Source organism: Halomonas sp. B23F22_20 (assembly GCF_043496985.1).
Classification (GTDB): Bacteria; Pseudomonadota; Gammaproteobacteria; order Pseudomonadales; family Halomonadaceae; genus Halomonas.
Genome location: NZ_JBIEKH010000042.1, coordinates 1 through 11,012 on the forward strand (window position 1 = coordinate 1; position 11,012 = coordinate 11,012).

11 protein-coding genes are annotated in these 11,012 nt (G+C 67.3%); 6 read left to right on the top strand and 5 right to left on the bottom strand.

From position 1 onward, the window contains the following. Positions 1-299: 299 nt before the first annotated feature. Genes ACGTN6_RS20175 through ACGTN6_RS20195 form a run of 5 tightly spaced genes read left to right on the top strand, consistent with a single transcriptional unit; the run spans position 300 to position 4,142 of the window. Positions 300-1,280 carry an AAA family ATPase gene (locus ACGTN6_RS20175; RefSeq protein WP_394594804.1) on the top strand — a complete coding sequence of 327 codons (981 nt, stop codon included), beginning with the start codon at positions 300-302 and terminating at the stop codon, positions 1,278-1,280. Further along, entirely contained in the window at positions 1,277-3,010 is a 1,734-nt protein-coding gene (locus tag ACGTN6_RS20180; protein ID WP_394594806.1) for a cobaltochelatase CobT-related protein, read from the top strand. Before ACGTN6_RS20175 ends, ACGTN6_RS20180 begins: the two co-directional genes overlap by 4 nt. A gap of 28 nt (positions 3,011-3,038) precedes the next feature. Further along, positions 3,039-3,407 (top strand): cupin domain-containing protein, encoded by a 369-nt coding sequence (locus ACGTN6_RS20185; RefSeq protein ID WP_394594808.1) that lies wholly within the window; start codon positions 3,039-3,041, stop codon positions 3,405-3,407. Positions 3,408-3,421: 14 nt separating this feature from the next. Then, the gene (locus ACGTN6_RS20190) at positions 3,422-3,775 is read left to right on the top strand and encodes a Lin0512 family protein (RefSeq protein ID WP_394594810.1); all 354 of its coding nucleotides are present in this window, start codon (positions 3,422-3,424) and stop codon (positions 3,773-3,775) included. After that, entirely contained in the window at positions 3,768-4,142 is a 375-nt protein-coding gene (locus ACGTN6_RS20195; protein WP_394594812.1) for a Lin0512 family protein, read from the top strand. Before ACGTN6_RS20190 ends, ACGTN6_RS20195 begins: the two co-directional genes overlap by 8 nt. Before the next feature lie 51 nt (positions 4,143-4,193). On the opposite strand, the gene ACGTN6_RS20200 is transcribed toward ACGTN6_RS20195, so the two are convergent. The 3 genes from ACGTN6_RS20200 to ACGTN6_RS20210 all read right to left on the bottom strand — a co-directional run bounded on the left by ACGTN6_RS20200 (position 4,194) and on the right by ACGTN6_RS20210 (position 7,885). After that, positions 4,194-5,441: an NAD(P)/FAD-dependent oxidoreductase gene (locus ACGTN6_RS20200; RefSeq protein ID WP_394594814.1), complete on the bottom strand. Its 1,248-nt coding sequence runs from the start codon at positions 5,439-5,441 to the stop codon at positions 4,194-4,196. After that, positions 5,438-6,184, bottom strand: a complete 747-nt coding sequence (locus tag ACGTN6_RS20205; RefSeq protein WP_394594816.1) for an aspartate/glutamate racemase family protein — start codon at positions 6,182-6,184, stop codon at positions 5,438-5,440. Before ACGTN6_RS20205 ends, ACGTN6_RS20200 begins: the two co-directional genes overlap by 4 nt. A gap of 288 nt (positions 6,185-6,472) precedes the next feature. Beyond that, positions 6,473-7,885: a sodium:solute symporter family protein gene (locus ACGTN6_RS20210; protein WP_394594817.1), complete on the bottom strand. Its 1,413-nt coding sequence runs from the start codon at positions 7,883-7,885 to the stop codon at positions 6,473-6,475. 109 nt (positions 7,886-7,994) lie between these two features. Between ACGTN6_RS20210 and ACGTN6_RS20215 the strand changes: the two genes are divergently transcribed. Next, complete coding sequence (locus tag ACGTN6_RS20215; protein ID WP_394594819.1) at positions 7,995-8,945, top strand: LysR family transcriptional regulator; 951 nt, start codon at positions 7,995-7,997, stop codon at positions 8,943-8,945. 60 nt (positions 8,946-9,005) lie between these two features. Here the strand turns inward: ACGTN6_RS20215 and ACGTN6_RS20220 are convergent, their stop codons facing one another. Together ACGTN6_RS20220 and pta are read right to left on the bottom strand one after the other, a co-directional pair. Further along, complete coding sequence (locus ACGTN6_RS20220; RefSeq protein ID WP_394594820.1) at positions 9,006-9,755, bottom strand: TSUP family transporter; 750 nt, start codon at positions 9,753-9,755, stop codon at positions 9,006-9,008. A 6-nt stretch (positions 9,756-9,761) separates the two neighbouring features. After that, positions 9,762-10,781, bottom strand: a complete 1,020-nt coding sequence (gene pta / locus ACGTN6_RS20225; protein WP_394594822.1) for a phosphate acetyltransferase — start codon at positions 10,779-10,781, stop codon at positions 9,762-9,764. Between the last annotated feature and the right edge of the window lie 231 nt (positions 10,782-11,012).

Sequence of the window (11,012 nt, forward strand, 5' to 3'; positions counted from 1 at the left end):
ACGAAGGCCTCCGAGGGCGTCATCGTCTGCTTGCCCTGCACGACCTGGCGGGTATCTGCGGTGTTGTCGGTGCTCATGGGAGTCCTCCGAGCCGGTTGAAGATATTTATGATGTTTTTATGGAACCACTCATTCCGATAAACGGAACTTACGGCAAAACTAGACGCCAGCCTTCACCCAGTCAACAAAAATCTCATAAAACGGTACAATTTGATTCTTTTTATGAGACTTACTATGCTCGCGGAGCACGAGACGCGGCATCCCATGCGACAGGTCCCCTGACGGGCCGAGGAGACGAAGATGATCGACCCGATGAACGCCCAGCCCGACACGCTAAGCTCGGCACGCGAGCTGTTCGGCATCGACAGCGACCTGCAGGTGCCCGTCTTCAGCGAGCGCGATGAGTACGTGCCCGAGATCGACGAGGCTTATCGCTTCAACCCCGACGTGACCCTGGCGATCCTGGCCGGCTTCACTCGCAACCGCCGAGTGATGGTTCAGGGGCTGCACGGCACCGGCAAGTCGACCCATATCGAGCAGGTTGCCGCACGCCTCAACTGGCCCTGCCTGAGGGTCAACCTGGACGGTCATATCAGCCGTCTGGACCTGGTGGGCAAGGACGCCATCGTGGTGCGCGACGGGATGCAAGTCACCGAGTTCCAGGAGGGCATCGTGCCCTGGTCGCTGCAGCGGCCGGTGGCGCTGATCTTCGACGAGTACGATGCCGGCCGCCCGGACGTGATGTTCGTGATCCAGCGCATCCTCGAGCGGGACGGCCACTTCACGCTGCTCGACCAGAACCGGGTCATCCACCCCCACCCCCACTTCCGGCTGTTCGCCACCGCCAACACCGTGGGGCTGGGCAACCTCAGCGGCCTGTACCAGGGCACCCAGGTGCTCAATCATGCCCAGATCGACCGCTGGAACATCGTCGCCAAGCTCGACTACCTGCCCCGGGACGAGGAAGTAGCCATCGTGCTCGGCCGGGTGCCCAGCAAGGACACCGAGAAGGGCCGGAGCTTGATCGCCTCCATGGTGGCGGTCGCCAACCTGACGCGCCAGGGCTTCGCCGCCGGCGACCTGTCTACGCTGATGTCGCCGCGCACCGTGATCACCTGGGCGGAGAACTGCGAGATCTTCCGCAACCCCGCCCTGGCCTTCCGCCTGTCCTTCCTCAACAAGTGCGACGAGGCCGAGCGTCCCATCGTCGCCGAGTACTACCAGCGCTGCTTCGGCGAGGAACTCGACGAGTCCTGGATGCGAGAGGCAACGCCGTCATGACCGAAAGCGCCCAGCAGCAGGCGCGCCGCCAGCAGCGGATCGAGGAGTTGTGCGCGGCCAGCCTGCGTGCGATGACCGGCCAGGCCGACCTGCACTATCGCGGGCGACGCCTCTACCGCGGCGAGTCGCGTCTGCCGACCCATGCGGCCCATCTGCGCATCGACCCCGCGCAGGACGACTTCGCCGACTGCCGAGCCGTCGCCGACGGCATGGCCCTGCGCCTGCTGCATTCCGACACGGCCCTCCATCGCCGCCTGTGCCCCGAAGACGCCATCGAACGGCTGGTCTTCGAGCTGCTCGAGCAGCTTCGCGCGGAGACCCGCGCCCCCGACGACATGCCGGGCATGGCCGACAACCTCCTGCGGCGCTTCGAGCACTGGTCCCGCGACTTCTATCGTTCCGGACTGACCGAGGGCAGCATCGGCATGCTGCTCTACACCGTGGCCCAGATGTGCTGGTCGCGGCTGCAGGCCCGACCGGTGCTGGAGGAGACCGAGGACACCATCGAGGGCATCCGCGCCTCCCTGGTGGGCGAGATGGGCACGGCCCTTCACGGCTTGCGCCGGCATCGCCACGACCAGGCAGCCTACGCCGAGCATGCCCTGGCAATTGCCCGGCTCGTCGGCGAGCGGGTGCGCACCGAGCAGGCTCAGGCCGGGGACGACGACGAGGCCGGGGATCCGGAAGAGGGAGCCACCGGCGCCTTCGCCCTGCTGCTTGACTTCGAGGAAGGCGACGGCGACGACACCGCCATCGCCACCGCGGCCACCGGCCGCAGCAAGGTGTTCGAGGACGCCGCCCAGGCCTACCGGGTCTATACCACCCGCTTCGACCGCGAGGTCGCCGCCGGCAAGCTGGTACGCCGGGCCCTGCTGCGCGAGAACCGCGAGCGGCTGGATCAGGCGGTCGCCGAGCAGGGCATCAACCTGCCCCGCCTGGCCCGCCGGCTGGGCAGCGTGCTCTGGGAGCCGCGCCCCGACGGCTGGGCCTACGGCGAGGAGGAAGGCTGCATCGACGGTCGTCGCCTCGCCCAGCTGGTCAGCTCTCCCACCGAGCGACGGCTGTTCTACCGCGAGCAGGTCAAGCTGGGCACCGACTGCGCCGTCAGCCTGCTGATCGACTGCTCGGGTTCCATGAAGCACCACATCATGCCAGTGGCGATGATGGCCGAGAGCCTGATCCGCGCCCTGGAGATGATCGGGAGCAGCACCGAGCTGCTCGGCTTCACCACCGGCGCCTGGAACGGCGGGCGCGCCTACCAGGAGTGGATGAGCCGCGGGCGCCCCCGCGGGCCGGGGCGCCTTAACGAAGTCTGCCACATGGTCTTCAAGGATGCCGATCGCAGCTGGCGGCGCGCCCGCACCGACATCGCCGCCCTGCTCAAGCCTGACCTGTTCCGCGAGGGGATCGACGGCGAGGCGGTGGACTGGGCCTGCGAGCGGCTGCTGGCCCGCCCCGAGCGCCGGCGGCTTCTGATCGTGATCTCCGACGGCTGCCCGGCGGACAGCGCCACCAATCTGGCCAACGACGCCTACTACCTGGACAACCACCTCAAGGAGGTGGTCGCCCGGCGCACCCGGGAGGGCCAGGTGGAGGTGTTGGGCCTGGGCGTGGGCCTGGACCTCAGTCCCTTCTATCGCCGCTGCCTCGCCACCGACATGTCCCAGGCCCTGGACACCCACCTGTTCGACGAGATCGTCGAGCTGATCGGCGGCCGTCACCGGCGCTGATCGGTGCTTTCACTGAGGAGTCACCGATATGACCGTCAAGACCATCGACTTCGGCAAGGACCCCGGCAACACCGCCCGCCGACGCCTGGCCGCCCTGCCGGACCGCGTAGTCGAGGGCGACCCGCACCACGAATCCACGCTGCTGTTCGAGAGCCCAGACGGCCGGATGCTCGCCGGCACCTGGACCAGCACCCCCGGGAAGTGGCACGCCTTCACCGATCGCGACGAGTTCTGCTACCTCCTCTCGGGCCACGTGCGGCTGATCGACGAGGATGGCGGGATCCGGACCTACCGCACCGGCGACGCCTTCCTGATTCCCGACGGCTTCCGCGGCTACTGGGAGGTGCTGGAGACCACCACCAAGCACTTCGTGATCCGCGATCACGGCGACGACTGACAACAGAGATCCCGATGGCCAAGACCCGCATGGTGCACCAGTTCGGGCTGGGCAGCTCGATCCGCAGCCGCGACTACACCCAGGCCGCGGCCCGGGCGATCCGCGATGCCCTGTGGCACAACTCCCTCAACGTGGCCGACGCCTTCGGCTTTCCCAAGGACGCCATGCTGATCGACGTGGAGATCGGCGTGCAGCGGCCCGAGGCCGTGGATGCCGAGGCCCTGGGGGACATCTTCCCCTACGGCCAGCCGCGCATCACGGTGGTCCAGGGCGGGCTCGACGTGGACAAGCCCGGCGGCGGGGGCATCACCGTGATCGCCAATGCCGCCGTCATCGTCTCCTTCGACATGGAACCTGCACATGACTGAACGACGCATCATCCTGGAGATGGGCACCGGCAACGACCTCTACGGCGAGGACTACACCAAGGCGGCCTGCCGCGCCGTGCAGGACGCCCTGCACCACTCGTCCATCGTGCTGTTCAAGTCGCTGGGCATCGATCACCGCCAGATGCGGGTCCAGGTGACAATCGGCGTGCAGCAACCCGAACGGGTCGACGCCGAGGTGGTGACCGCCGAGCTGCCCCGCGGCCGCGCCGAGGTCCGCGTGGTGCACGGCGGGCTGAACGTCCACGATCCCGAACAGGCCACCACCCACGTCATCGCCACCGCGGCGATCGCCGCCTTCCTGCCCATCGAGGCCGACGCCTGGCGGCTGAGCGACGCCAGCCGCTGAACCGGGTCCCCGCCTGGCCTGCCGGGTGACACCCGGCAGGCCCGGGGCTGCTCATCGAGACTTCAGGAACCGCTGCGGCGACAGGGCGCGCGCATGATCGGGCAGCGATTCGCCCTCGACCAGGCTGGCCACCAGGCGCGCCGTCTCGGCCGAGAGGGTCAGGCCGAGGTGGCCGTGGCCATAGGCCAGGATCAGCCCCGGATGTCCCGCTACCTCACCGATCACCGGCAAGCCGTCCGGGGTGGAGTGGCGCACGCCCAGCCATTTCCGCTCCACCTCGAGCGGACGACCGAACAGCGCCCCCCCCCAGTCGGCGAGTCGCGACCAGCACCGGGCATTCGGCGGCTTGCCCGGCGGGCTGAATTCCGTGGTGCCGGCCAGGCGCACGCCTTCCTGCATGGGCGTGGCATAGAAATGGTGGGTCAGCCAGCCGACCGGCCGGTCGAGGGCCAACGGGGTCTTGAGCAGGACGTGATAGCCCCGCTCGCTGACCACGGGCAGGCGAACCCCGAGATCGCCGAGCAGGACGTTATTCGCCATGCCGGCACACAGCACCACCCGCTCGACCTCCGCGCGCGACTCCCCCGTGTGCAGACGCCAGCCTCCCTTCCCGAGCGGCGCCAGCGACTGGATACGCTCTGCCACATGGGTGAAGCCCTCGCCCTGCAGGCCCTGGTACAGGCTTCGGCTGAGACTCAGCGGGTCCCGCAACGAGCGGGTCTCGGGGAAATACAGGGCGCCATCGAGCCCGCGGGCGCTCAGCTCGGGCTCCAGGCCCATCACCTCCTCGGGACCCAGCGCCTCGCAGGCGACACCGTCGGCCCGCTTGGTTGCGGCCATGGCCTCCAGCGCCGCTCGCTGCCCCCGGCCGTCACGCACGACCTGCAGACAGCCATTGGCACGGTACAGGGCCTCGCCGCCGAGTGCGTCGAGCAACGTGTGCTGGGCCGTGATCGCCTCGCGGATCAGGCGCACCAGGTCGCCCTTGTGGCGGGAGAAGCTTGCCGGCGTGGCGGCGCGCAGGAAACGCCAGCCGAAATCGGCCAGGGCCGGCGTATAGCCGGGATCGATGGCAATCGAGCGATCGGGACGGGCCAGCATGGCCGGCAGTTGCCTGAGGGTCGCCAGGTTGGCCATGGGTGCCGTGGCGTAATTGGCGATCAGGCCAGCGTTGCCGAAGGAGGCGCCTTCCCCCGGCGGTTCGGGATCGTAGAGTCGTACGGCGAAACCCCGCTGCCGCAGGGCATGGCACACGGCGAGGCCGACGACGCCGGCGCCGATCACGGCGATGGAAGTCATCTCGCGCACGCCTCGTGAACTGATGAGCGATCTTGGCCCGCGACCACCAGATCGATCGCCTGAACGATGTCATACACCGGCAGACCCGAGACATCCCTGACCACGTCCGCGAAGGCGGACAGATCCGTGCATTCGAGCACGATGGCATCGAGGGGGCCTCGGCCCATCAAGCGGCGCGTGGCCGCCGCCACCTCCTCGGCGATAAGCTCCATGTCCAGGTCATGGCGTCGCCCTGCCAGGATGACCTCACGAAACTCGGGCGCCTGTTGAAGCCCCTCGATGCTGAGACCGTCTGTCCCCGACGCTCGCCCAGCCCCTCGGAGATGAGCCTCCCCGAGAGCGTCGGCGTCCGCGGTCAGGACGCCCAGGCTGGCCGCTGGGCCGTGCACGACCTCGAGCCAGGACAACAAGGTCAGGCTAGACAGCACCACGGGGACAGAGACGGCCTCGGCGACCTGTCGCTGATAGCGCGCCATGAAGCCGCAGCTTCCGGCAATGACCTTGATACCACCCCGCTCGAGGAAGCGAGCTCGGTCGATCAGCAACTCCAGCAGCTGATCGCCGGGATGATGTAGCAGCCCCGGAATATCGACGCCTTCCAAGACCTCGTAGACCACCGGGTAATCGAAGCTGCGTGGGTTGCGCAGATGGCCGCGCGGCTTGGCGAACCATGACTCCAGGCAAAGCACGCCCAGTGGCGTGTCATAGTAGCGCTGACCTCCGGGAAGGATGCTCTGATTCATGTCCGTTGATCCTTGTGAACGGGTCGGGACCCTAATCGGGAACTCCAGCCATGGCGCGGGTCGGTTCCCACGATGACTGGACCGATGGACGAAGGGGGATGGCCGGCGGCTCGGGGTGGCACAACACGGCGTGAATCGACATTGCCAGGCCCTCGCGCAGGGCCTGGCACAACACTCAGTTATCGCGATAGAAACGCCAGGAGGCGATTCCCACACCGACGGCGGTGATCACGCTGATCGCGCTGACGGCATAGAGGGCTAAGGCGTAGGCAGTCATGGTCATCTCCTTCACTGCACGTGGGAGGTGGCACCGACTTCCGGCACAGCACGGAAGCGACGGTAGACGAGGGTGAACACCGCGATATTGGCCATCACCCCGGCAATCAGCGCGGTGAGCCCTGTGGCGGCCTGCAGATCGAAGGGCCCCCACTTCCAGAGGATGGTCACCAAGGCCCCGGCCAGCATGGCGGCGATCGCCGAGCGCGAGCAACGCAGGTCGAAGAGCACGGCGAAGACGAACGGCAGCAGGATGGTCGGCGCCCAGAGGGCGTAGCTCATCAGCAGCGCATCGACGATGGAGGTGGCGTAGAGGGCGAAGATCACCGCCCCGAGGCCGATCAGCAGGTTGACCACGCGCTCGATCCATAGCCGCTTCGTCTCGCTGACGTCCGGCTCGATGAAGGGCTTGTAGATGTCACCGACGAAGATCACCGCCGCCGAGTTGAGGTAGGAATCCGCCGTGGACATCACCACCGCCAGCAGGGAGGCCAGCACCAGGCCGGTGATGCCGATCGGCAGGGCATCGCGGATCAGCGTCGGCATGGCCTGGTCGGGGGTGATGTTCGGGTAGAGCACCAGGGCGATCAGGCCGATGGTGGCGCTGACGAAGTAGAACAGGAAGCCGAAGCCGCCGGCCACCGTGTAGCCGATGCGGGCATGGCGTGAGTCCGGCGCCGACAGGGCCCGCTGGGTATAGGGCGGCACCAGGGTCTCGCCGAGCAGGAAGGCAATGAAGAGGCTCACGAACATCCCGATGGAATAGTCGCCCATCAGGCTGAAATGAGCCTCGGGCAGGCGTTCCACCAGGGCGGCGGGGCCTCCCAGGTCATGGATGCCGATCAGCATGGTCAGAGGCAGGAACACCGCCAGCATCAGGAACTGCACCACGTCGGTCTGGATCACCGCCCACATGCCGCCGACGGTGGAATACAGCAGCACCACCGCCATGCCGATGATGATGCCCGTGGAGACCTCGATGCCGAGGATGGCATGGAAGACGGTACCCACGGCCAGCGCCTGGGCACCGAGGATGCCGATGCAGAACACCAGCGAGAAGATACCGGTGAACAGCCGGGCACTGCTGCCGAAATGATGCGCCATGATGTCGCCCACCGTCTGGGCGCTCGTGTAGCGCTTCAGGCGCGGCGCAATGTAGAGCCCGGCCAGCACGGTAGCAATGGGAAAGGCCGAGGCCGCGAACATGAAGGCGTAGCCGTCATCGAAGGACTTGCCGGCACGGCCCATGGAAGCACCGCCACCGAGGAAGGAGGCCGCCAGGGTGGCGAAGAGCACCGGCCAGATGATCCTGTTGCCGGCCACGGCGAAGTCCGCGCTGTCGGAGACCTTCTTGGCACTGCGATAGCCGATCACGATCAGTATCGCGAAGTACACTAGAAGACCCAGGAGGTCGATCGAGTTCATGGGGGACACCTTTGTTTCTGTTGTAGGTGCGGTCAGCTTCTTCGCTCCATGCTATAAAGACAACTGAAGCCAGACTATGAATTCATAACTAGAATTTAGACCCTATCCCATGAAGATACGCCACAACCTGCGGCAGCTGCAGATCTTCCAGGAGGTTGTGCGGACTGGCAGCCTCTCCAAGGCGGCACGCCGACTGGAACTCAGCCAACCGGCGGTCAGCACCGCCATCGCGAACCTCGAGGAGGAAGTGGGCTTCCTGCTCTTCCGGCGCAACCACTACGGCACCGAACTGACCGCGGAGGCCCAGCATCTGGCCGAGGGGGTGGACAAGGTGCTGACGTCGGTCAAGCACCTCGGCGAGCTCTCGGAGGGCCTCCGTCAGGGCCAGGCCGGCAAGCTGACCCTCGGCTGCATGCCCGGGCTCTCCCCCGCCGCCATGCCCAAGATCATGGCGGACTATCTCAGAGACCATCCCGACAGCCAGCTCTCCCTGCAGACCTTCAGCTCGACGAAGATCCACGACTGGGTGGCCGAAGGCCAGTTCGACCTGGGGGTCATCGAGACCCAGGACGACCTGCACGAACTGGAGGTCACCCCCTACCGGCTGCGCATGCACGTCGCCTTGCCGCCCGAGAGCCCGCTTGCCAGGCGCAACGTGATCACCCCGAGGGACCTGGACGACCAGCCGATGATCACCCTGGACGAGCATCATCAGAGCACCCTGAAGCTGAGGGATGCCTTTCGCGCGTCAGGCGCGCGGTACCGGGCAGTGATCGAGACTCACCTGTTTCCGTCGGCCATCAGCCTGGTCAATGCGGGCCTGGGCCATGCCCTGGTCGACCCGGTATCGGCCGACAGCTTTCTTCGCCGGCGCGACTGCCGCGTGAGGGTGGTGCCCTTCGAGCCGGCCATCGACCTGGAGATCGCCCTGATCACCTCGCGCTTCCACCCCCCTTCTCGGCACTGCCAGCGGTTCCTGCCTTATCTCGAGACAGGGTTGAAGGCCTGGGAGCAATGCTCGCGTCGGCGGCTCGACGGGCCGGCGATCCGCAACGACTGAGCCCCCTCCGGTCCTGACCATGGGGGCTACAGGGCCAAGGGGGCAGTGACTCCGCTCCGCTTAGCTCAGCTCGGAGAGGATCAGCCCGCCCCCGATCAGCATCAGGGTGACGAAGGCCAGGCGGCGCATGGCCAGGGCGGAGAGCTGCGGCGGCCAGCGGCGGCCCGCGTAGGTGGCAAGGGCCACCACGGGAATGGCCCAGGCGGTGAGGGTGAGGATCTCGAGATCCAGTTGCCCGCGCAGGGCCACGAACAGGGTGCGCATGCCCGAGGTGGCCGCGAACAGCAGGATAAGCATGTTGCGGATCGCCACCAGCGGCATCGGCTGGCGATAGCACTGGTATATCACTGGCGGCCCGGCGATGCCGAACAACCCGCCGCATAGTCCCGACAGAGCTCCGCTGACGAAGAAGCTGGCCGGCGAGGAGAGTGTCTCTCGCTGGCGGGGGCGCAGCACCAGGCTCACCCCGCCGTAGAGCACTACCAGGCCCAGGGCGATGCGCACCAGGCTGGCGGCGCTGCCGCTCAGCACATCGAGCAGCACCACGCCGAGCACGATCGCCGGCAGAATGCCGGCGATCGTGGCCAGGGTCACCCGCCAGTCGAGGTGACCCAGCTTGCCCGGCAGGGCCACGGCACTGTTGGCCAGGGTCATCAAGCTGACCACCGCCGCCACCGAAGCCACCGGCGCGATGGCCAGCCCGCTGGTGGCGCCCATCACGATCATGCCCAGCCCGAAGCCGGTCACCGTCTGGAAGTAGCCGGCCAGGGCGGCGATAGCCAGGAAGGCCAGTGGAATCTCGATCCCCATGGGCGATCAGCCGGCCGTGACCCGGGCCTCGGCGGCCTGGGCCTGGACGGTGGTCACGGCGATGACGTGATAGATGTCGTCGGCGCTGCAGCCCCGGGACAGGTCGTTGGCCGGCCTGGCCAGGCCCTGCAGCAGCGGGCCGATGGCCTCGGCGCCGCCGATCCGCTCGGCCAGCTTGTAGCCGATGTTGCCGGCCTCTAGGTCGGGGAAGATCAGCACGTTGGCGTTGCCCTTGACCTTCGAGTCCGGCAGCTTGCGCTGGGCGATCTCGGCCACGATGGCCGCATCGAGCTGGACGTCCTCGTCGATGGCGAGCCCCGGCCGGGCGGCCTTCACGCCGCGGGCCGCCTGGACCACCTTATCCACGTTGCCGTGCCGGGCGCTGCCACTGGTGGAGAACGACAGCATCGCCAACCTGGCCTCCTCGCCCAGCAGGGCCTCAGCGCTGTCCGCCGCGGCCATGGCGATCTGGCCCAGTTGGTCTGCATCAGGGTCGATGACCAAGCCGCAGTCGGAGAAGATCATCCCGCCCTTGAGGCTGTGGAAGGGCTGGCACAGCATCATCAAGAAGAAGCTCGAGACCAGCTGGCTGCCCGGCGCCAAGCCGAGCAGCTGGATGGCGCTTCGCACCACGTCGGCGGTGGTGTGCACGGCGCCGGCCACGGAGCCGTCGGCATGCCCCTCGCGGACCAGCATGTTGGCGAAGCACAGTGGCTCACGCACCGCCGCCGCGGCCTGTTCCCGGGTCATGCCCTTCTTCTCGCGCAGCGCGAACAGCGCCTCGGCCAGGGGGGCGGCCAGCGGCGAATCGGCCGGGTCGATCAGCTCGACGCCCGACAGGCCGAGCCCTTCGGTCCGCGCCACCTCGGCCATGGCGGCCCAATGGCCCACCAGGATGACGTGGGCGATGCCGTCCTCGGCGGCCTTGACGGCGGCGCGCAACACCCGCTCGTCCTCGCCTTCGCAGAGCACGATGCGCCGGGGCGAGCGGCGGGCGCGCTCGAGGATCTGATTCAAGGCTTTCATGATGTGGCCTCCCGTCTCTGCCGCGCGGCGCGGCAGTCAAAAAAAGCCCCCGACACGGTCGAGGGCAACACACTGCGACACACTGGACTCAGACGTAGTCCTGATACTTCTCCAGCAGCCGCACCGGCTTCTTCAGGGCATCGCGGCGGAACGGATCGCCCAGCTCGCGGGTGCACATGATCTCAAGGATGCAGGTCTTGCCTTCGTTCATCTGCAGGTCCACCGCCTTCT